Below are 21,006 nucleotides of genomic sequence, written 5' to 3'. Positions count from 1 at the left end.
CGCAGCCGGCTTTTGGGTTCAGCGCTTACTGGCGGGCTGCGAGCAAGCGTTTGTGGCGGTTACGTCGGGCAATGTTCAAGCATTCGATCGCCGCCGAGAACGCCATGGCCGCATACACGTAGCCTTTTGGCACATGGGCACCGAAGCCTTCGGCGATCAGCGTCATGCCGATCATGATCAAGAAGCCCAGGGCCAGCATCACCACGGTCGGGTTGTCGTTGATGAACTTGGCCAATGGTTCAGCCGCCACCAACATCACGATCACCGAGACGACTACGGCGATGATCATGATCGGCAAGTGCTCGGTCATGCCCACGGCGGTAATGATGCTGTCGATGGAGAACACCAGGTCGAGCAACAGGATCTGCCCAATCGCGGCGGCAAAGCCGATGGCCACGGTGTTGCTGACGGAGGCCTTGTCCTCGGGCTCCGGATCCATGCTGTGGTGGATCTCGGTGGTGGCCTTCCACACCAGGAACAGGCCACCGGCGATCAGGATCATGTCTTTCCAGGAGAACGCCTGACCGAAGATCTCGAACACCGGCGCCGTCAACTGCACGATAAACGCGATGGTGCTCAACAGGCCCAGACGCAGGATCAACGCCATGCTGATGCCGATACGCCGCGCTTTGGCCCGGTGTTTTTCGGGCAGCTTGTTGGTGAGGATCGAGATGAAGATCAGGTTGTCGATGCCCAGCACGATTTCCATGACGATCAAGGTGGCCAGTGCGACCCAGGCGGTCGGGCTGGCGGCCAGTTGTAAAAGGTAGTCCATAAGTCAGTCCTGACGTTGTGCTGGGAAATTAAGCTTCTTTACGCTCGGTTTCAGATTGTTTTTCGGCCTGCTCAGCGTCTTTTTCAGGCTGGATCAGACCTTGGGTCGCTTCACTCAATGCCTGCTCGGCGGCCTTGTGGGTGTCATCGATGGCTTGCTTGGCCGATTCGGTGGCTTTGCCCAGCACCTGCTGCGCGCTCTTTTCAACTTGATCACAGCCGCTGATCATCACCAATGAAAGCGCAAGGACGGACGCCGCGCCCAGGGAATTGAGTTTCATCATGTATTCCTCGTTAGAACCATTGGGTCCAAATAGTGGCCCCTCGATAGCGAGGCATTCTATGCAGCTGAACAGTTCAGTAAAATTCGTATTTTTCTCACGTATACTTCGATTTTTACGAAGTGTAGACCGCCATGCTCAATTACCGTCAGTTGCATTACTTCTGGGTGGTGGCCAAGACCGGCAGTATTGTGCGCGCCTGTGAGCAGCTGAACCTCACGCCCCAGACCATCAGCGGCCAGATCAGCCTGCTGGAGCAGACCTTTGGTATCGCGCTGTTTCAACGCGTCGGTCGCCAATTGGAACTCACCGAAGCCGGGCGACGGGCCCTGCCCTACGCCGAGCAGATGTTCCAGACCGGTAACGAGCTGGAAGCCATGTTGCGCGCAGCACCCGACGAACAGCAGATCCTGTTTCGGGTCGGGGTCGCGGATGTGGTGCCCAAATCCATCGTTTACCGGCTGATCGCGCCGACCATGGAGCTGAGCGAGCCGATGCGCATCACCTGCCGTGAAGACAAACTCGAACGGTTATTGGCCGACCTGGCGATCCAGCGCCTGGACCTGGTGATCTCCGACAGCCCGATGCCCACGCATTTGGACATCAAAGGTTACAGCCAGAAACTCGGGGAATGCGGCATCAGCTTTTTTGCCACTCAGGCGCTGGCTGACCAATACGGCGGCGATTTCCCACACTGCCTGCAGGGCGCGCCGTTATTGATTCCGGGTGCGGAGACGGTGGTGCGCAGCCGCTTGCAGCGCTGGTTTGCCGAGCAGCAGATCCAGCCGAGGATCATCGGTGAGTTCGACGACAGCGCGTTGATGCAGGCGTTTGGGCAGTCGGGCAGCGGGATATTTATCGCCCCCAGCGTGATCGCCGATGAGGTGGTGCGCCAGTATGGCGTGGCGCTGATCGGCCAGACCGATGCGGTCACCGAGTCGTTCTACGCGATCTCGGTGGAACGCAAGATCAAGCACCCCGGCATCGTGGCGATTACCGAAGGGGCGCGGCGCGAACTGTTTACCGCCCTGCCCTGACGGACAGGTGGGAGCAGGTTTGCTCGCGAATGCGGTGGGCCAGTCAATATATCCAGTGACTGACACTCCCTCTTCGCGAGCAAGCCCGCCCACCACAGGGATCAGACGCGGGCAGCCAGAGGTTTCGCGGTCATCAACCACAGCGCCAGCAAAATCGACACCAGGATAAACCCGGACGCCGCAAAGCCCAGGCTGGCAAGGCCCAGGGTGTCGATCACATGCCCACCCACCATTGCTCCCAGGCCAATCCCCAGATTGGCCCCGGCGATGTTCAATGACGCGGCAAACGCCGGGGCATGGGGCGCGGCCTTCATCAGGCGCACATGGCTGACCAGAAACATCGCCGCCTGGGTCACGCCCCACACCGCCATCGCCGCTGCCAGGCCAATGCTGGAGTGAATCGCCGGGACCACCGCGACCATGCCGGCGATCATGAACCCGCAGAACACCATGGACGCAATCAGCGGGTGACGGTCCACTGCCCGCCCGCCAAGGGCGTTGCCGATCAGGCCGACCGCGCCAAAGCCCATCAGGCACCAGCCCACCAGCGTGCCGTCGAAGCCGGCCAGGCGTTCGAGGATGTCCGCCAGGTAGGTGTATGCGGTAAACATCCCACTGAACACCAGGACCGACAGCAGGATATGGCCCTGCATCAACGGGTTGCGCAGGAGCTTGAACTGCGAGCGCAGGCTCACCTGATCGTTCTTGGGTGTGGTCACCGGCAGGTAGATAAACAGCAGCAAGGCCTTGGCCAACGCGACCACGGCGAGAATGGCAAACGCGGTGCGCCAGCCGAACATATCGGAAATCAAGGTGCCTACCGGAATGCCGAACACCGTGGCGCAGACAATCCCGAAGCCGATTTTTTCAATGGCCCGGCCGGCAAATTCCGGCCCGACGATATCCACCGCCGTTTCACTCGCCAAGGCCCAAAACACCGGCAAGCCCAACGCCGGAATCAAGCGCGCCAAGGCCATGATCCAGATATTCGGCGCCAATGCCGCCACGGTATTAGCCAGCGCAAACATGATCAGGATGCAGATAAACAGGCGCTTGCGCTGGAACCGAGCGAAGTATGCCGTCAGGAACGGTCCGAACGCCGCCACGGTAAACGCGAACAACGTCACCAGTAACCCGGCCTGGGACACGCTGACGTTCAGGTCGCGGGCGATCGACGGCAGCAGCCCGACAATGATGAATTCTGTGGTCAGCACGGTAAAACCGGCGGCCGACAGCAGCAGGATAGGGAACAACATGAAAACTCCAGAAACGACGACATCAACGACAGCCCGAAGGGCTCGCTGACAGAGAGGAAAGATGAGAAGCGGCAATCTTAACAGAATATGTCTTGGCCTGGCCAAACCCTACAGGTGCGGGTGACGGAATGCCGCACCGAATGGGACGCTTCCTACAGCATGTTAGACTTTGGGCCTGCTTCCTACGGCGCTATCTGCCTGCAATGCTGCGTCCTACTAAAAAAACTAGAGACAACTGTTTATGACTGCTGCCCCTTCCCTGCTGCAACGACTGATGCGCGTCAGCCTGGTCACCCAAATTGTCATCGGCCTGCTGGCCGGTATCCTGCTCGCCCTGTTCTTGCCCGAGGCGGCACGTGCCACCGGGTTTATCGGCAAGGTGTTCGTCACCGCGCTGAAAGCCGTTGCACCGATTCTGGTGTTTGTATTGGTCATGGCGTCTATCGCCAACCATAAACATGGCCAGGAAACCCATATCAAGCCAATCCTGTTCCTGTACCTGCTCGGCACCTTTGCCGCTGCCGTCGTCGCGGTGGTTGCCAGCATGCTGTTCCCGTCGTCTTTGGTGCTGGCCACCCATGACGCCACCGTCAGCGCCCCCGGTGGCATCGGCGAAGTGCTGCAAAGCCTGCTGCTGAGCGTGGTGGATAACCCCGTAAGCGCGCTGATGAATGCCAACTTCATCGGCATTCTGGCCTGGGCCATCGGCATGGGCATCGCGATTCGCCATGCAGGTGTTGCCACTCGCACGGTGCTGGACGACCTGTCCAACGGCGTCACCTTGATCGTGCGCGTGGTCATCCGCTTTGCGCCGCTGGGCATCTTCGGCCTGGTGGCCTCGACCCTGGCCACCTCAGGTTTCGGCGCCCTGCTCGGTTATGCCCACCTGCTGGTGGTGCTGATCGGCTGCATGCTGTTCGTCGCGCTGGTGATCAACCCGGCCATCGTGTTCTGGAAGCTGCGCCGCAACCCTTATCCGCTGGTGCTGATGTGCTTGCGCGAAAGCGGGATCACCGCGTTCTTCACGCGCAGTTCGGCGGCGAATATCCCGGTGAACCTGGCGCTGAGCAAACGCCTGGGCCTGCATGAAGACACCTATTCGGTGTCGATCCCGCTGGGCGCCACCATCAATATGGCCGGCGCGGCGATTACCATCACCGTGTTGACCCTGGCCGCCGTGCACACGCTCGGTATTGCCGTGGACATGCCAACCGCCGTGCTGCTCAGCGTAGTCGCGGCGGTATGCGCCTGCGGCGCGTCGGGTGTGGCCGGTGGCTCGTTGCTGCTGATTCCCTTGGCGTGCAGCCTGTTCGGCATTCCCAGCGAGATCGCCATGCAGGTGGTGGCCGTGGGCTTCATCATCGGTGTGCTGCAGGATTCGGCGGAAACCGCGCTCAACTCGTCCACCGATGTGCTGTTCACGGCAGCCGCTTGCCTGGGCAAGGAAGAGCAAACGGCTTAAACACAAGGCGTAAAAAAGCCCGGGGCGTTCGACAAGAACGACCCCGGGCTTTTTTGTATCTGGATGCTTAGAACGCGCCCATGTAATCGCGCTTGCCCACTTCCACACCGTTATGGCGCAGCAAAGCGTAAGCAGTGGTGACGTGGAAGAAGAACTGCGGCAGGCCGTAGGTCAGCAGGTAGGACTGGCCGCTGAAGCGCTTCTCTTTCGGCGTGCCTGGGCGGGTGATGATTTCGATGCCTTCCTTGCCATCGATTTGCTCAGGCTTGATGGTGTCGACAAATGCCAGCACCTTGGCGATCAGCGCTTGCAGGTCGGCGAAGGTCACTTCGCTGTCTTCGTACTTCGGCACTTCGATTTCGGCCAGGCGCGCGGAAACACCCTTGGCGAAGTCGACGGCGATCTGCACCTGGCGCACCAGCTGGAACATGTCCGGGAACAGACGCGCTTGCAGCAAGGCATTGGGTTCGATGTTCTTGGCGGTAGCGTGGGCTTCGGCTTTGTTCAGTACATCGCTCAGGGCGTTGAGCATTTGCTTGAAGACCGGGATGGAAGCGGCGTACAGGGAAATAGTCATGACAGTCTCACGGTAATGGCAGGGTTTGAACCAGCGGCGATTATAGCCATGCCTGCGGCTTGTCTTTTATTTTTTCAGGATTAGGCTAGTGAGCTTCACTGCATAGGGAAAGCGCGATGACTGCCGAGCACGACACCGACATTGCTGAGCCACGCCTGAACAGCACGGAAATCCGCATCCTAGGCTGCCTGATCGAAAAACAGGCGACCAACCCGGAAACCTATCCGCTCACGCTCAATGCGCTGGTGCTGGCCTGCAACCAGAAGACCAGCCGGGAACCTGTGACCAACTTGAGCCAGGGCCAGGTCGGCCAGAGCCTGCGGGTGCTCGAGGGCCAAGGTTTTACCCGCCTGGTCATGGGCAGCCGCGCCGACCGCTGGGAGCACCGTGTGGACAAGGCGCTGGAGCTGGTGCCGGCCCAGGTGATTTTGATCGGGCTGCTATTTTTGCGTGGGCCGCAGACCGTCAACGAACTGCTGACCCGTAGCGGGCGCATGCATGATTTTGAAGACGCCGAACAGGTCGTGCACCAGCTCGAACGCCTGATTGCACGCGGGCTGGCCGTGCTGGTGCCGCGCCAGGCGGGGCAACGGGAAGACCGCTATACCCATGCGTTGGGGGATCCGGCGGATATTGAGGCGATTATCGCGGCACGCGGGAGCCCGGTGGAGCGTTCGGCCGGCGGGGTTTCGGTGGAGCGTATTGAGGAGCTTGAAGCCAGGATTGCAGCGCTGGAAGAGCGCCTGGCCCAGTTGGAACAGGCTTAACCCGATTAAAAATGTGGGAGCGGGCTTGCCCGCGATTGCGGTGGGTCAGTGATGTATAAGGCGGCTGACACGCCCTCATCGCGGGCAAGCCCGCTCCCACATTTGGATCTGCGCAGCGCTTCAGGTTCGGGCAAAGGCCACCGCCGCCTCAAACTGCTCTTGCGTCGGCCGCACACCGGTGTACAACACAAACTGCTCCAACGCCTGGATCGCGATCACTTCCAACCCGGTAATCACCCGTTTGCCCTGGGCACGTCCGCGCAGGATCAACGGCGTTTCTGCGGGGATCGCCACCACATCGAACACAGTCTCAGCAGCGTCCACAGCGTCGGCGTCAAAGGCCAACTGGTCCGCTTCTGCCCCGCCGGTCATGCCGATCGGCGTCACGTTGACCAGCATCTGCGGGCGCAACTCGCCCAGTTCTGCTCGCCATTCATACCCCAGGCTCTGCGCCAACGCCCGGCCCGCCGCTTCATTGCGCGCCACAATCACGCCGTTGGCATAACCGCCGTCACGCAGGGCACTGGCCACCGCCTTGCCCATACCGCCGCTGCCACGCAGGGCAAAGGTCGAGTCTTTAGGCACCGCGTGCTTTTTCAGCAATTGTGCCACCGCAATGTAGTCGGTGTTGTAGGCCTTGAGATGCCCGTCGGTGTTGACGATGGTGTTGAGCGAGGTGATGGCCTTGACCGAAGCGTCCAGCTCATCCACCAGGGCGATGCTGGCTTCCTTAAACGGCATGGACACCCCGCAACCACGGATGCCCAGCGCCCGGATTCCGCCGATCGCACCGGGCAAATCCTGGCTGCTGAAGGCTTTATAGTAGAAATTCAGCCCCAGTTGTTCGTACAGATGGTTGTGAAATCGCAAGCCAAAATTCCCCGGGCGCGCCGACAATGACATGCACAGTTGGGTGTCCTTGTTGGGGTGCATCTGCATGGAAAACTCCTTTGAGTAAGCAAATCGGTACAGACCTTACACAACCTTTACCTAGCGGCGGTGCTGTTTTTCAGAAATACGTTGTCTTAAAAGTATCCCCGCGACAATCCTTGAGTCTATTGATTGCAGACCACAAGCGCAGGGGCTAACCGAGGAATGACCATGATTCGTAAAATCCCCAAAATCGCCTTGCTTATCGGCGCACTCGCTATGGCAGGCCAAGCCTCCGCCCACGGTGGTGGTTGGGGTGGCCCGGCCATATTGGGTGGTTTGATCGGCGCAGCCGTTGTCGGCTCCGTAGTTGCCAGCCAATCCCAGCCGGTCTACGTGCAGCAACCGGTGTATGTCCAGCCGCAACCGGTGTATGCCGCGCCGCCGCCGGTCTACTACGCACCGCCACCGCCGGTGTATGTGCAACAGCGGGTTTACTACCGCCCGGCGCCGGTCTATTACGGCCCACCGCGCGGCTACTACGGCCCTCCCCACGGTTATTATGGCCGCGGCTGGTAATACGCAGTCACGCTGGAAATGAACAGGCCTCGCCCACACGCGGGGTCTTTTTTTTGCCTGGGTTTTGCCTGAGCGTTGCCTGAAAAGCCCGGTTTTATCATGCCAAGGTCGCTATGAGGACAATGCTCGAGCCGCAATCCCACATCATGACAGTCAAATGTCCGCTTGCAAGACCTGAGCCTGCGCTGTCATGTTTGCGTAACCCAACGGTCTCACTATCGAGCGGTCCACCCAATAACAATTAAGGACGACTGAACATGCCCACGCAAAACCCGCACCGCACCGCCGGCCTGTGCACGTCCAGCAAGGTCTACAGCGCACTCACCGAACTCAAGCACCTTGAGGGCCACCGCAGCGCAAAATTTCTCGCGCTGCTGGCAGAAAACCTGGTACGCAAAGGCCTGCTCAGCGAACAGGAAGTGGTGAACATGCTCGATCAAGTGGTCGATTGACGCCTGGCGTTAATGTTGACTATCGAGATGGGTGATTTTTCCTACGCGCTATCAGCCCGTAAGGTGACCCCCATAGCCATTGGAGGTCCCTATGCCCACTGTTCAAATCATGTCCGTTGTCGGCAGTGCCGTCCCCGCCCCACTCCGGGAGCTTGGGTTGTTGGCCTGCTGGTATGTGGTACGCGATGGCGAAACCATCAGCGGCCCGCTCACCTCGCTGTCCGCTGCGCAACAACAGCAACAGCAGGCGTCGAACTTCAGGCTCCATGCCTGAAGCCTCTGGCCTGAAAACTAAGGCAATGGCAGCTTGACCCGCGGCTTGCTTTCGACGAACAACGCCCAGCTGGACATAAACAGCGCCGCCACCAGCGGCCCGATCACAAAGCCATTCAAGCCAAACACCGACAGGCCGCCCAAGGTCGAGATCAGGATCAGGTAATCCGGCATCTTGGTGTCTTTGCCCACCAGGATCGGGCGCAATACATTGTCCACCAGCCCGATCACGAACACGCCGAACAAGCCCAGTACCACGCCCTGCCAGATCGAGCCGCTCAACAGGAAGTAGGCCGCCACCGGCCCCCATACAATCCCTGCGCCGACCGCCGGCAACAACGACAGAAACGCCATCAATACCGCCCAGAGCAACGCGCTGGGAATGTCCAGGAACCAGAAGATCAAACCGCCCAGCGCACCCTGGGTCACGGCGACCAGCACGTTGCCCTTGACCGTGGCGCGCACCACCCGATTGAACTTGAGTTGTAACCGGCGCTTTTGCGGCTCGGCCAACGGCACCGCCGTACGTACTTTGCGCACCAGTTCCGGGCCGTCACGCAGCAGGAAAAACAGCAGGTACAGCATGATGAAAAAGCTCACCAGGAAATCAAACGTGCCCTGGCCGAAGCTGAACGCCTGGGTGGCAAAGAACTGGCTGCCCTGCATCGCGCTCTTGACGATTTTTTCCCGCAGGCCCTCCAGGTTGCCCATGCCGAAGCGGTCGAGCAGGTGCTGGAAGTACGGCGGCAGGAAGTTCTTGAACTGTTCGATATAGCCCGCCACGTCCAACTGACCGCTTTCTATATTTTTGTAGAGGGTGGCGCCCTCTTGCACCAGCAGCACGCTGGTGATGATCACCGGCAGAATCGCAATCACCAGGCAAACCGTCAGAGTCGCCAGCGATGTCAGGTTGCGGTTCCAGCTGAAGCGTTGCTGCAGGCGCCGCTGCATCGGGGCGAAGATGATGCCAAGGATGACCGCCCAGAACACCGCGCCGTAGAACGGCAGCAATATCCAGATAAAGGCGATGGTCACCAGGACCAGCAATAACAGCAGGGTTTTGAATTGAAGGTTGGTTTGGTTCATGTCCGGTCCATGTCAGAAAAGCAGAGGGCCTTCAGCGGGCCTGTTGCTTAGTCCGCGGCAAAACCTGGGAGTGCCCTTCAAGCATAGACCGCCTTATTGAATCGTCTTGGCCTCGGTCAACAGTGCCTGGATCGCCTGCTCCTGAGCGTCGTAGCGTCCCTCGCCGAAGTGGCTGTAACGCACCTGCCCCTTGGCATCGATCAGGTAGTGGGCCGGCCAAACCTGGTTATCGAAGCTGCGCCAGATCGCGTAGTTATTGTCGATGGCCACCGGGTAGCCGATGCCCAGCTTGCGCACCTGCTCTTTGACATTGGCCGGGATGTGCTCAAACGCGTATTCGGGGGTGTGCACGCCAATCACCACCAAACCGTCCTGTTCATAGCGTTTGGCCCAGGTATTGACGTAGGGCAGCGCGCGCCGGCAGTTGATGCAGTCATAGGTCCAGAAATCCACCAGCACCACTTTGCCTTTGAGCGCTTCAAGGCTCAGGGGCGGCGAATTAAGCCATTCGACCGCCCCCGCCAGTGAGGGCATGGCGGCGTCAGGGTGTTTGCTCTCGCCACTGGCTACCCAACTGGCGGCCAGGGCAAAAGCCAGCAGCAGCATGCCAAACAGGAACGTGATAGGTCGCATGGTGATTACCTTGTCGAGTCGCAGAGTGCCTATTGGAACCCTGCGAGGTATCTCGCCTGTGTCGGGCAGCAGCCACCGATACACGGCGATACAAAACCGGCAAAAGCCCGACCTGGATCAATAAAAGCTCAGGCCAGCTCCCTTACCCTCCCGACCTTTTGCGACCTGAGCCCATGCCCCCCGTGATTGCCCCCGAACTGCTCGCCCCCGCCGGCACCCTGAAAAACATGCGTTATGCCTTCGCCTACGGCGCCGATGCGGTCTACGCCGGCCAGCCGCGCTACAGCCTGCGGGTGCGCAATAACGAGTTCGACCACGCCAACCTCGCGCTCGGCATCCAGGAGGCGCATGCACTGAGCAAGCGTTTCTACGTGGTGGTCAACATTGCCCCGCACAATGCCAAGCTCAAGACCTTCCTCAAGGATTTGGCCCCGGTGATCGCCATGGGCCCGGACGCGCTGATCATGTCCGACCCGGGCTTGATCATGCTGGTACGCCGTCACTTCCCGTGCATGCCGATTCACTTGTCAGTGCAGGCCAATACAGTGAACTGGGCCAGCGTCGAGTTCTGGCAGCAGCAAGGTATCGGCCGGGTGATCCTGTCGCGAGAGTTGTCACTGGAAGAAATCGGCGAAATCCGCCAACAGGTGCCCGCCATGGAGCTGGAAGTGTTTGTGCATGGCGCCCTGTGCATGGCCTATTCCGGGCGCTGCTTGTTGTCCGGCTATATGAACAAGCGCGATGCCAACCAAGGCACCTGCACCAACGCGTGCCGCTGGAAATACTCGGCCACGCCGGCGGTGGAGAACACCACGGGCGATATCGTCCAACACTGTGAACCGACCTTGGGTATCGGTGCGCCGACCGACCAGGTGTTTTTGCTGCAAGAAGCCAACCGCCCGGATGAGCAGATGCCCGCCTTCGAAGACGAACACGGCACTTACATCATGAACGCCAAGGACCTGCGCGCCGTGCAGCACGTGGAGCGCCTGACGCACATGGGCGTGCATTCGCTGAAGATCGAGGGCCGCACCAAATCACACTTCTATTGCGCGCGCACCACCCAGGTGTATCGCCAGGCCATTGACGATGCGGTGGCGGGCCGTGCGTTTGACCGCAACCTGATGACCAATCTCGAGTCCCTGGCCCAACGTGGCTACACCGAAGGTTTCCTGCGTCGCCATGTACACGACGAATACCAGAACTACCAGAACGGCAGCTCGGTGTCGGAGCGCCAGCAGTTTGTCGGCGAATTGACCGGCGAGCGCCGGGGCGAGCTGGCCGAGGTCAAGGTGAAGAACCGCTTTGCCGTGGGCAATCATCTGGAATTGATGACACCGGCCGGCAACTTTCACTTTGACCTCGCCAACCTGCACAACGCCAAGGGCGAGGCCATAGACGTGGCGCCCGGGGATGGGCACACGGTGTATGTGCCACTGCCGAGCGACATGGACCTGCGCTTCGGCCTGCTGATGCGTGACGTCTAACGCAGGGGCGGTGACAGGCCTATGCGTATTAGCACTAGGCAAACATACGCTGAGGCCAGGGTTGATCAGATCCTGAACTGCCCCACCAACTGCCCCAGGCGCTGGCCCAGGTCCGCCAGGCTACGCGAGGTTTGCGCGCCCAACTGGGTTTCATCAGCCACGCTGTCTACCGCCACGGCAATCTGATGCACGCTGCGGTTGATCTCTTCGGCCACGGCGGTCTGCTCTTCGGCGGCGCTGGCGATTTGCGCGTTCATCGAGTTAATGGTGCCGATCAACTGCGCCATGGTGTCCAGCGACGCGCCGGCTTGGTTGGCCTGGGCCGAGGTGCCATCACCGGCATCGCTGGAGCGGCGCATGGCATCCACAGCGGCAACCGTGCCTTTTTGCAGGCGGTCGATCATGCCCTGGATTTCCTGAGTGCTGGTTTGAGTGCGGCTGGCCAGCGCACGCACTTCGTCGGCGACCACCGCAAAACCCCGCCCGGCTTCGCCTGCGCGTGCGGCTTCGATGGCGGCGTTGAGGGCCAGCAGGTTGGTTTGTTCGGCAATCGAGCGGATCACGCCGAGCACGCTGACAATCGACGACACGTCCTGCTGCAAGCTGTCGAGGGACACGCCGCTGCTGCGAATGTCATTCACCAGTGCATGGATCTGCGCGATGCTGCCGTCCACCACCCGCTTGGCGGCCTGGCCTTCGGCGTCGGTCTGTTGCGCGGCGACGGCGGCGCCTTGCGCACTGCGTGCCACTTCGTGGGCCGCCGAGGACATTTGGTTGATCGCAGTCGCCACCTGATCGGTCTCGTGACGCTGGCGTTCCATGGCGGTTTCCGAGCGCTGGGCCTGCTCGGACACCTGGCTGACCAGCCCGGTAAGTTGCGCGGTCATTTCGGTGATCTGACGCACCAGGCCGTGGATCTTGTCGACGAAGCGGTTGAACGCGCCGGCCAATTCCCCCAGCTCATCCTGGCTGGTGATGGCCAGGCGGCGGGTCAAGTCGCCCTCGCCCGCGGCGATATCGTCAAGGTTGGCTTTCATCAGGTTCAGTGGGCGCAAGATGGTATTGGCCACCAGCATGCCCACCGCTGCAATCACCAACAGCACCACCACCGCCACGCCGAGGATGCTCAGCAGCACGCCTTCCATGCGTTTTTCGACCTTGGCCTCGACCACCGCCACCTGGGCTTCGATGCCATCGAGGTTCACCGACGTACCAATCACCATGTCCCACTTGGGCAGGTACTCGGTGTAGCCTAGCTTGGGCACCAGCTCGGTCTGGCCGGGCTGGGTCGAGCTGTATTGCAGGTAGTGGGTGCCGTCCTTGCCGACCTTGACCAGATCGCGGTTGACGTAGACACCGTTGGGGTCACGGTTGTCCTTGAAACTCTTGCCCACGCCGTCGGGGCTGTTGCCCTTGAACAGGCGGATGGTCTCGGAGTCGTAGCCGAAGAAGTAGCCGTCCTTGCCGTAAGCCGTGTTGGACAGCAGCTTGACCACCTGCGCCCGCGCCGCCGTGTCGCCGGGGGCGGCCGCGTCGTAGAGCGGCTTGATGGTGGTCATCGCCACTTCCACATACCCTTGCAGGGTGGCCTTGGCGTCATTGAGCAGGCGCTGGCGGGTTTCGTCCACCTCATTGCGCGCCTGGCCCTGCAGGATCCACACCGTGGTCAGGCTGATGACCACGGCAAACAACAACACCGGCACGACGGCCAGGGACAGGACTTTGGCCTTCAAACTCAGACGCATGGCTTTTCTCTCTTATTCGTGGCGACTTGAGAGGTTAACGGCCAGTGGCGAAATATCTGTAGGACACCGGGACGTGGTGGAGACTGGGACTGTTGTGGCGAGCAGGCTTGCCCTGCGCTGGGCTGCGTAGCAGCCCCCTTTTCAGGCGCCGTAACACGCCAGGTAGATCGAGGTGTCTGGATTCAGGACCGCTTCGCGCTCCAACGCAGGGCAAGCCTGCTCGCCACAATTGAACCTGTTCCAGATACTAGAGGGTCATCGCAGCAATCCAGCCAAACGCCAGCAACGGAATGTTGTAGTGCAGAAAGGTGGGCACCACGGTGTCCCAGATATGGTGATGCTGGCCGTCGATATTCAGGCCGGACGTCGGGCCGAGCGTGGAGTCCGACGCTGGCGAACCAGCATCGCCCAATGCACCCGCCGTACCCACGATGCACACAATCGCCAACGGACTGAAGCCCAGTTGCACACACAACGGCACAAAAATCGCCGCCAGAATCGGCACCGTAGAAAATGACGAACCAATGCCCATGGTCACCAACAGCCCCACCAGCAACATCAGCAACGCACCCACCCCACGGCTATGCCCGATGAATGCCGCCGAGGCTTGCACCAGCGAACGCACGTCACCGGTAGCCTTGAGCACCTCGGCAAACCCCGAAGAGGCGATCATGATGAAGCCGATCATCGCCATCATCTTCATGCCTTCGGTGAACAGGTCGTCGGTGTCGCGCCAGCGCACAATGCCCGACACCGAGAAGATCAGAAACCCAGCCAGGGCGCCGATGATCATCGAGTCCAGCCACAGCTGAATGATAAACGCCGAGGCAATTGCCAGGCCGGCCACCAGCAGGGTCAACGGGTTGTATTGCACCGCCACTTGCTCGACGCGCTCGATTTTTTCCAGGTCATACACGCGCTTTTTGCGGTAGCTGATAAACACCGCCACCAGCAGGCCGACCACCATGCCCAACGCAGGCAAACCCATCGCGTGAGTGACGTTGACCTGGCTGATGTCCACGCCGCTCTTGGCCACGTTGGCCAGCAGGATCTGATTGAGGAAGATATTGCCGAAGCCCACCGGCAGGAACATGTAGGGCGTGATCAAGCCGAAGGTCATTACGCAGGCGATCAGGCGACGATCCAGTTGCAGCTTGGTCAGCACGTAAAGCAGTGGCGGCACCAGCAGCGGAATAAACGCGATATGGATCGGCAGAATATTCTGCGAAGCAATCGCCACCCCCCACAACAGGCCAATCAGCAGCCATTTGACATGACTGCCGCCGGTGGCTTCCTGGCGATCGACCAGCAGCAGCGCCTTGTCCGCCAGCGCGTGAGCCAGGCCGGACTTGGCAATCGCCACCGCGAACGCGCCGAGCAAGGCGTAGGACAACGCCACGGTCGCGCCGCCGCCCAAGCCACCGTTAAAGGCCTTGAGCGTGGCCTCGATGCCCAATCCGCCGGTCAAGCCACCGACCAGGGCGCCGACGATGATGGCGATGACCACATGCACGCGGGACAAACTGAGCACCAGCATGGTGCCGACCGCGGCGATGACTGCGTTAATCATGGTTACCTCAAGCAAAAAACATAAAAGACAGACAGGCCCGCGACCGGGCGGCCATCAAGTGGCGTCCGCGTGCAGGCGTAAAGAGGTCTTATTAGAGGGCGCGCACTTTGCAGCAGGCGGGCGTGCATGTCAAAAACTGTGGCGAAGGAGCTTGCTCCCGCTGGGCTGCGCAGCAGCCCCAAAAATCGCGACCTGGGCGCCTGCTTCGCAGTCGAACGGGAGCAAGCTCCCTCGCCACAACAGCAGCTTTAAATTGAACGTTTGAATAAAGAAATATCCGGAACAGCCGATAAACGGGTCTCTCTGTGTTTTCAGGTAAGGATGTCCCGATGTCGCTTAGACAGCTCTCCATTCAATGGAAAATCACCCTGCTCGCGGGCTTGTGCCTGCTGGGGATCGTGACCCTGCTGGTGGGTCTGTCGCTGTTTCGCATGGAGCAGAGTTCACAGCAGGTCAAAGCGTCCAGCATGCAGATGCTCGACGCGTCCGCCCAGGCGCGTATCGAGGCCCAAGGTGAAGTGCAGGCGCTGGGCATTCGCCAGCAATTCATGGACGCCTACCAGTACGGCCATGGTTTTTCGCGCCAGGTGCTGTTTTTGCGCGAACAAGCCGAAAAACGCTTCCTCGACGCCTTCGACACCCGCGAAGACCTGACCCGTCAGGTCAAGGCCGCCTTGCAGGCCAACCCCGATCTGCTGGGCCTGTCGCTGGTGTTTGAAGCCAATGCGCTGGACGGCAAGGACGAGTTGTTCGCCAATCAGGCAGAACTGGGCAGCAACGACAAGGGCCGCTTCGCCCTCTACTGGTCGCAGCCCACGCCGGGCAAACTCACCTCCATGTCGCTGCCCGAAAGCGACATGGCCGACGTCAGCGTCGGCCCCAGCGGCGAAAAAGCCAACGCCTGGTTCACCTGCCCACGCACCACCCTGAAACCCTGCGTGATCGAACCCTACTTTTATGTGATCGACGGGCAAAACGTGCTGATGACCAGCATCGTCTTCCCGCTGATGGTCAACGGCAAAGTCATCGCCTCGCTGTCGGTGGACATCAACCTCAACAGTTTGCAGGCCGTGAGCCAACAGGCCAGCCAGAAGCTGTACGACGGCCAGACCCAGGTCAGCATCCTCAGCCCCACTGGATTGCTCGCCGGCTACAGCCCGGACGCCGGCAAACTCAGCCAGCGCCTGGATCAGGTCGACACCATCAGCGGCGCGCAACTGATCAGCGTGCTGGCCAGTACCCCCCAGACCAGCAGCCTGCGTACCGGTCACCAACTCAAGGTGCTGGCGCCCTTCGCGCCGATTCCCGGCGGCAAGCCGTGGGGCGTGTTGCTGGATGTGCCGGAAAAAGTCCTGGTCGGCCCCGCCGAAACACTCAAGGCACAGTTGGACGCGGACAACGCCCGTGGCACGCTGCTGGAGTTGAGCCTGGGCCTGCTGGCGGCCGTGGTTGGCTTAGTGCTTGTGTGGCTGATGGCCCGCAGCGTGACCCGGCCGATCCTTGGCGTGGCGCGCATGCTTGAAGACATTGCCAGCGGTGAAGGCGACCTCACCCGCCGCCTGGCCTATGACAAACAGGATGAACTGGGCGAGTTGGCCGGTTGGTTCAACCGCTTCCTCGACAAGCTGCAACCGATCATTGCCCAAGTGAAACGCTCGGTGCAGGACGCCCGTGGCACTGCCGACCAGTCCGCCGCGATCGCCACGCAAACCAGCGCCGGCATGGAGCAGCAGTACCGCCAGGTCGATCAAGTGGCCACTGCTTCCCACGAAATGAGCGCCACCGCCCAGGACGTGGCCCGCAGCGCTGCCCAGGCGGCACACGCTGCTCGCGATGCCGACCAGGCCACCCGCGACGGTTTGAGTGTGATCGACCGCACCACCACCAACATCGGCAACCTGGCGGCGGACATGAGCACCGCCATGGCCCAGGTCGAAGGCTTGGCGGCCAATAGCGAGAAGATCGGCTCGGTGCTGGAAGTGATCCGTGGCATCGCCGAGCAAACCAACCTGCTGGCACTCAACGCCGCCATCGAAGCCGCCCGCGCCGGTGAGGCTGGGCGTGGCTTTGCGGTGGTCGCCGACGAAGTACGCAACCTGGCGCAGCGCACCCAGGAGTCGGTAGAAGAAACCCGCCTGGTGATCGAGCACCTGCAAAGCGGCACCACCGACGTGGTCGGCTCCATGGGCAACAGCTATCGCCAGGCCCAGGGCAGTGTCGAGCAGGTTGGCCAGGCGGTAACCGCCCTGCGCCAGATTGGCGAAGCGGTCACGGTGATCAGCGACATGAACCTGCAGATCGCCAGCGCCGCCGAACAGCAAAGCGCCGTGGCCGAAGAGATCAACAGCAATGTGGCGACGATTCGGGATGTGACTGAATCGCTGTCGGAGCAGGCCAATGAGTCGGCACGGGTGAGCCAGGCATTGAACAGCCTGGCGAATCAGCAGCAGGGGTTGATGGATCAGTTTCGGGTGTAAGTGACCTGCAAAGGATCTGATCTTTAAGGAGATCCAATGTGGGAGCGGCGGTTCGACGCTCCCACAGTTTGTTCGGTGTTAACGCTTGGGTAATTCGATCAGCACCTTGAGCCCGCCCAGTTCGCTGTCCTGCAACTGCAACGTCCCCCCCCACACCTCGACGATATCCCGCACGATCCCCAGCCCCAGGCCATGGCCGTCAATCTGCTCATCCAGGCGCGCACCGCGGCTGAGCACTTGCTCACGCTGGGCCTGCGGAATGCCGGGGCCGTCGTCTTCGACGGCCAGCAGAAAGCTGCGCGGGGTTTCGTTGAGCGTCAAACGCACGTCGGCGTCCGCCCATTTGCAGGCGTTATCCAGCAGGTTGCCGAGCAGCTCCAGCAGGTCTTCGCGGTCCCAGGGCAATTGCAGGCCGGGGTCGACGTGGTAGCTCAAATCCAGGTGCTCACCGTGGATCATGCTCAAGGTGGCCAGCAGGCCGGGCAATTCTTTTTCACAGTCGAACAGCGCGCCGGGCAGGGTTTCGCCGGCCAGGCGGGCGCGGTTGAGTTCGCGGTTGAGGCGTTGCTGCACTTGATCGAGCTGCTCGCGCAGCAGTTTGCCGAGTTCGGGGTGATCCTTGAGCGCTTCACTGGAGGCCGCACTCAACAGCACCGCCAACGGGGTTTTCAGCGCATGGCCAAGGTTGCCCAAGGCATTGCGTGAGCGCTTGAGGCTGTCTTCGGTATGGGCCAGCAGATGGTTGATCTGCGCCACCAGCGGCTCCAGTTCCAGCGGCACTTGGGTATCGAGTTGCGAGCGCCGGCCCTGTTGCAGTTGGGCAATCTGGTTGCGTGCCGTCTCCAGTGGGCGCAAGGCACGACGCACGGTGACCCGTTGCAGGATCAGCACCAGCAACAGCGCCGCCAAACCGATGATCAGGCCAATCTGGCGCATCAGGCGAAAGCTTTCGCGCACGGGCGTGTAGTCCTGGGCCACGCTGATGGAAATCAACTGCCCGAAACGCTTGTAGTCCGAACGCAACACCAGCAGTTGCTGGCGTTCCGGCCCCAGTTGCAGGTTGCCCTTGAGCCCAGGTTCAGTCAGGCGCGGCAGTTCCTGGTCCCACAACGAGCGGGAGCGCCAGTGAACGTCGGCAAAATCAATGCGGAAATAATGCCCGGAAAACGGCCGTTGGTAGGCCGGTGACAGACGCTGCTCATCCAACTGAACACCCTCGGGCCCACGCACCAGTGCTGTCAGCAGGTTCTCGCTGTCGTTGCGCAGCCCGGCTTCCAGGTAGCGCTGCAAACCGGCCTCGAACAACCACAAGCTGGTCTGCGCCAGCACCACGCCGACCACTACCATGACGCTGATCAGCCCCAGGCTCAGGCGCCGCTGAATCGACCTCATGCCGGGGCGGCGCCAAACCGGTAACCCTGGCCACGCCGGGTTTCAATCACACTGCGCCCCAGTTTGCGGCGCAGGTGGTTGACGTGCACTTCCAGTACATTGGAGTCGCGCTCGGTCTCGCCGTCATACAAATGCTCGGCCAAGTGGCTTTTCGAGAGGATCTGTTCCGGGTGCAACATGAAGTAGCGCAGCAGGCGGAATTCGGCGGCGGTCAGTTGGATCTCGTCGCCATCGCGCAACACACACTGGCGCCCTTCATCCAGGTGCAAGCCGGCGGCTTGCAGCGTCGGCTGGTTGGCCTGGCCGTGGGAACGGCGCAACAGCGCCTGGATGCGCAGGTAGAGTTCTTCGGGGTGAAAGGGTTTGCTCAAGTAATCGTCGGCGCCGGCCTTGAGACCTTCGATACGCTCGGCCCAGGAATCGCGTGCGGTCAGCACCAGCACGGGTGTGGCCAAGGCCGCCGCGCGCCATTGCGCCAGCACCTCCAGACCCGGCAGGCCCGGCAAGCCAAGGTCGAGGATGATCAGGTCGTAGGGTTCGCTGCGGCCTTGATACGCGGCATCGCGTCCATCGGCCAGCCAGTCGACTGCGTAGCCCTGGCGCTGCAGGCCAGCCAGCAATTCGTCAGCCAGGGGTACGTTGTCTTCTACCAGGAGCAGGCGCATCAGTCGTCTTCCTTATCTTTGAGCAGCTTACCGGTACTGGCGTCCAGCTCGATTTCGCGCACCACGCCTTCGACGGTCAACAGTTCGATTTCGTAGATATAGCGCACCGGCCTATCCTTGTGTTCCTCAAGTTCGGCGTCCAGCAGCTTGGCGCCCGGGTAGCGCTCCAGCGCCGGCCCCAGCAACTCTTCCAGCGGCGCGATGACGCCCTCCTGACGCAGGCGCAGGGCTTCATCCTGCCCGAGGTCATGGGCCGACAGGCTCGCGCTGCTTAGAAGCATTACCAGCGCCGCTAGCCTGCCCGCGCGTAGATTTACCTTCATTACGTATCCTGATGTTCCTTGAGGGCGGCCCGATGAGGGACATGGGCCACCACGGTACCCGTGACAACTTAACTGAAACTGAATTGCCACCATGGCAATTTTCAATCGGCAACCTTACCCGCCGCTGCAGGATTTCTCTTATATTGCCTGTTCGCTGCAACCGAGACCTGTATGACTGCCATCCACATCAAGTTTCCCGCGCTGACCCTCAAGGCCGGCAAACGCGCTTTCACACGCATTCGCGAGCAAGGCCTTGCGCCGGCGGATGTCGGTATCCTACCCGGTGCGGCCGGTGGCCCCAAGGCGTTGGGCATTCAAGGCCTGGACCTGGCGCTGTTCGGCGATTGGCTGCCACGCGCGCCGCGTGAGCGCGCACTGATCGGCGCGTCCATCGGCTCCTGGCGGTTTGCCAGTGCGTGCCTGCCCGACCCGGTACAAGGCTTGCTGGACCTCGGCCGCCTGTATAACGAACAACGCTTCGCCAAGGGCGTGACCATGGCCGAAGTCAGCCGCAGCTGCCAGCGCATGCTCGACGACCTGCTGGCCGGCCGCGATGCGCGGGTGCTGGACAACCCCGACTATCGCCTGAATATCATGGTGGTCAAGAGCCACGGCCTGCTCGCCGATGACCACCGTGGGCGACTGGGGCTGGGCCTGTCGTCGGTGATTGCCGACAACCTGCGTGGCCGTGCACGGCTGTCACTACATTTTGAGCGGTTGATCATCCACGACCCGCGCCAGGCGCCTCCGGTACATGCGCTGACGGACTTCCCCTCGCGCTTCCTCGACCTGCAGTTGGGCAACCTGCGCCAGGCGCTGCTGGCCTCCGGTTCCATCCCCATGGTGATGCAAGGCGTGCGCGACCTGCCCGGCGCAGGCGCGGGCACTTACCGCGATGGTGGCCTGCTGGACTATCACCTCGACCTGCCCTATCACGGCGACGACATTGTGCTGTACCCGCACTTCACCGACCGGGTGATCCCCGGCTGGTTCGACAAGGGCTTGCCGTGGCGGCGCAGTAACCCACAAGGCTTGCAGGATGTGCTGCTACTGGCGCCCTCGAGGGACTACCTGAACCGCCTGCCCCACGGCAAATTGCCGGACCGCAGCGACTTCAAGCGCTTTATGGGCGATGACTCGAGCCGCAACAAATACTGGCAAACCGCGATGAGCGAAAGTCGGCGGCTGGGGGATGAGTTTCTTCAGTGGGCGGATAACGGCACATTGGGCGAGCACCTGCAGGCACTTTGACGTACCAGCGGCCTGCTCACAGTGGGCTGTATCCGGCTGAGCCGGCGCG

General features: G+C 61.2%; 20 protein-coding genes and 3 pseudogenes. 10 read left to right on the top strand and 13 right to left on the bottom strand.

Annotated features, from left to right (window positions below; genetic code table 11):
- Nucleotides 1-25: 25 nt before the first annotated feature.
- Nucleotides 26-775, bottom strand: a complete 750-nt coding sequence (locus PSH96_RS10450; RefSeq protein WP_305459048.1) for a TerC family protein — start codon at nt 773-775, stop codon at nt 26-28.
- A 28-nt stretch (nt 776-803) separates the two neighbouring features.
- The gene (locus PSH96_RS10445) at nt 804-1,055 is read right to left on the bottom strand and encodes a hypothetical protein (protein WP_305459046.1); all 252 of its coding nucleotides are present in this window, start codon (nt 1,053-1,055) and stop codon (nt 804-806) included.
- Nucleotides 1,056-1,189: 134 nt separating this feature from the next.
- Here PSH96_RS10445 and nhaR point away from each other — a divergent pair, with 134 nt between their 5' ends.
- Nucleotides 1,190-2,092 carry a transcriptional activator NhaR gene (nhaR, locus tag PSH96_RS10440; protein ID WP_065912365.1) on the top strand — a complete coding sequence of 301 codons (903 nt, stop codon included), beginning with the start codon at nt 1,190-1,192 and terminating at the stop codon, nt 2,090-2,092.
- A gap of 101 nt (nt 2,093-2,193) precedes the next feature.
- On the opposite strand, the gene PSH96_RS10435 is transcribed toward nhaR, so the two are convergent.
- Nucleotides 2,194-3,348 (bottom strand): MFS transporter, encoded by a 1,155-nt coding sequence (locus PSH96_RS10435; protein ID WP_305459044.1) that lies wholly within the window; start codon nt 3,346-3,348, stop codon nt 2,194-2,196.
- Between the two features lie 241 nt (nt 3,349-3,589).
- Between PSH96_RS10435 and sstT the strand changes: the two genes are divergently transcribed.
- The gene (sstT, locus tag PSH96_RS10430) at nt 3,590-4,810 is read left to right on the top strand and encodes a serine/threonine transporter SstT (protein WP_305459042.1); all 1,221 of its coding nucleotides are present in this window, start codon (nt 3,590-3,592) and stop codon (nt 4,808-4,810) included.
- Between the two features lie 67 nt (nt 4,811-4,877).
- Here sstT and PSH96_RS10425 read toward each other — a convergent pair whose 3' ends face one another.
- Nucleotides 4,878-5,387 carry a DUF1993 family protein gene (locus PSH96_RS10425; protein ID WP_053255427.1) on the bottom strand — a complete coding sequence of 170 codons (510 nt, stop codon included), beginning with the start codon at nt 5,385-5,387 and terminating at the stop codon, nt 4,878-4,880.
- Between the two features lie 116 nt (nt 5,388-5,503).
- On the opposite strand from PSH96_RS10425, the gene PSH96_RS10420 reads away from it, so the two are divergent.
- Nucleotides 5,504-6,154, top strand: coding sequence for a YceH family protein (locus PSH96_RS10420; protein ID WP_305459040.1), 651 nt, complete (start codon nt 5,504-5,506; stop codon nt 6,152-6,154).
- Between the two features lie 120 nt (nt 6,155-6,274).
- On the opposite strand, the gene PSH96_RS10415 is transcribed toward PSH96_RS10420, so the two are convergent.
- On the bottom strand, nt 6,275-7,093 hold the full coding sequence (locus PSH96_RS10415) for a shikimate 5-dehydrogenase (RefSeq protein WP_305459039.1): 819 nt from the start codon (nt 7,091-7,093) through the stop codon (nt 6,275-6,277).
- Nucleotides 7,094-7,249: 156 nt separating this feature from the next.
- Between PSH96_RS10415 and PSH96_RS10410 the strand changes: the two genes are divergently transcribed.
- The 3 genes from PSH96_RS10410 (at nt 7,250) to PSH96_RS10400 (ending at nt 8,329) form a co-directional block, all read left to right on the top strand.
- The gene (locus PSH96_RS10410; RefSeq protein ID WP_017135284.1) at nt 7,250-7,603 is read left to right on the top strand and encodes a hypothetical protein; all 354 of its coding nucleotides are present in this window, start codon (nt 7,250-7,252) and stop codon (nt 7,601-7,603) included.
- A gap of 257 nt (nt 7,604-7,860) precedes the next feature.
- Complete coding sequence (locus PSH96_RS10405) at nt 7,861-8,055, top strand: hypothetical protein (protein WP_010211349.1); 195 nt, start codon at nt 7,861-7,863, stop codon at nt 8,053-8,055.
- Between the two features lie 91 nt (nt 8,056-8,146).
- Nucleotides 8,147-8,329, top strand: a complete 183-nt coding sequence (locus tag PSH96_RS10400; RefSeq protein WP_305459036.1) for a hypothetical protein — start codon at nt 8,147-8,149, stop codon at nt 8,327-8,329.
- Nucleotides 8,330-8,346: 17 nt separating this feature from the next.
- On the opposite strand, the gene PSH96_RS10395 is transcribed toward PSH96_RS10400, so the two are convergent.
- Both PSH96_RS10395 and PSH96_RS10390 read right to left on the bottom strand, forming a co-directional pair.
- Entirely contained in the window at nt 8,347-9,414 is a 1,068-nt protein-coding gene (locus PSH96_RS10395) for an AI-2E family transporter (RefSeq protein WP_305459035.1), read from the bottom strand.
- 93 nt (nt 9,415-9,507) lie between these two features.
- Nucleotides 9,508-10,047 (bottom strand): thioredoxin family protein, encoded by a 540-nt coding sequence (locus tag PSH96_RS10390; protein WP_305459033.1) that lies wholly within the window; start codon nt 10,045-10,047, stop codon nt 9,508-9,510.
- Between the two features lie 173 nt (nt 10,048-10,220).
- On the opposite strand from PSH96_RS10390, the gene yegQ reads away from it, so the two are divergent.
- A complete protein-coding gene (gene yegQ, locus PSH96_RS10385) occupies nt 10,221-11,534 on the top strand; it encodes a tRNA 5-hydroxyuridine modification protein YegQ (RefSeq protein ID WP_305459031.1) in 1,314 nt (437 codons plus the stop codon).
- A gap of 65 nt (nt 11,535-11,599) precedes the next feature.
- Here the strand turns inward: yegQ and PSH96_RS29565 are convergent.
- The 3 genes and pseudogenes from PSH96_RS29565 to PSH96_RS10375 form a co-directional block, all read right to left on the bottom strand.
- Nucleotides 11,600-12,190, bottom strand: a pseudogene (locus tag PSH96_RS29565) (methyl-accepting chemotaxis protein); the annotation flags it as partial.
- 315 nt (nt 12,191-12,505) lie between these two features.
- Nucleotides 12,506-13,279: pseudogene (locus tag PSH96_RS29560) on the bottom strand (cache domain-containing protein); the annotation flags it as partial.
- Between the two features lie 247 nt (nt 13,280-13,526).
- Nucleotides 13,527-14,846, bottom strand: coding sequence for a Na+/H+ antiporter family protein (locus PSH96_RS10375; RefSeq protein WP_305460027.1), 1,320 nt, complete (start codon nt 14,844-14,846; stop codon nt 13,527-13,529).
- A gap of 332 nt (nt 14,847-15,178) precedes the next feature.
- Between PSH96_RS10375 and PSH96_RS29555 the strand changes: the two are divergent.
- Nucleotides 15,179-16,420, top strand: a pseudogene (locus PSH96_RS29555) (chemotaxis protein); the annotation flags it as partial.
- Nucleotides 16,421-16,570: 150 nt separating this feature from the next.
- Complete coding sequence (locus tag PSH96_RS29550; RefSeq protein ID WP_370694359.1) at nt 16,571-17,326, top strand: methyl-accepting chemotaxis protein; 756 nt, start codon at nt 16,571-16,573, stop codon at nt 17,324-17,326.
- Nucleotides 17,327-17,404: 78 nt separating this feature from the next.
- On the opposite strand, the gene PSH96_RS10365 is transcribed toward PSH96_RS29550, so the two are convergent.
- From PSH96_RS10365 to PSH96_RS10355, 3 genes are read right to left on the bottom strand one after another with little or no spacing between them, the layout of a single operon-like run.
- Nucleotides 17,405-18,718: a sensor histidine kinase gene (locus tag PSH96_RS10365; RefSeq protein ID WP_305459026.1), complete on the bottom strand. Its 1,314-nt coding sequence runs from the start codon at nt 18,716-18,718 to the stop codon at nt 17,405-17,407.
- A complete protein-coding gene (locus tag PSH96_RS10360; RefSeq protein WP_017135293.1) occupies nt 18,715-19,383 on the bottom strand; it encodes a response regulator transcription factor in 669 nt (222 codons plus the stop codon). The genes PSH96_RS10365 and PSH96_RS10360 overlap by 4 nt, the downstream gene beginning before the upstream one ends.
- The gene (locus PSH96_RS10355; protein ID WP_305459024.1) at nt 19,383-19,706 is read right to left on the bottom strand and encodes a PepSY domain-containing protein; all 324 of its coding nucleotides are present in this window, start codon (nt 19,704-19,706) and stop codon (nt 19,383-19,385) included. Before PSH96_RS10355 ends, PSH96_RS10360 begins: the two co-directional genes overlap by 1 nt.
- Nucleotides 19,707-19,877: 171 nt before the next feature.
- On the opposite strand from PSH96_RS10355, the gene PSH96_RS10350 reads away from it, so the two are divergent.
- A complete protein-coding gene (locus PSH96_RS10350; RefSeq protein ID WP_305459022.1) occupies nt 19,878-20,957 on the top strand; it encodes a patatin-like phospholipase family protein in 1,080 nt (359 codons plus the stop codon).
- The last annotated feature ends 49 nt before the right edge of the window (nt 20,958-21,006 follow it).

The sequence above is a fragment of the Pseudomonas sp. FP2338 genome (genome assembly GCF_030687515.1).
In the GTDB taxonomy this organism is placed as follows: domain Bacteria; phylum Pseudomonadota; class Gammaproteobacteria; order Pseudomonadales; family Pseudomonadaceae; genus Aquipseudomonas; species Aquipseudomonas salomonii.
Note: the sequence above shows the minus strand (reverse complement) of the source record. Positions and strands in the feature narration are given on the sequence as shown.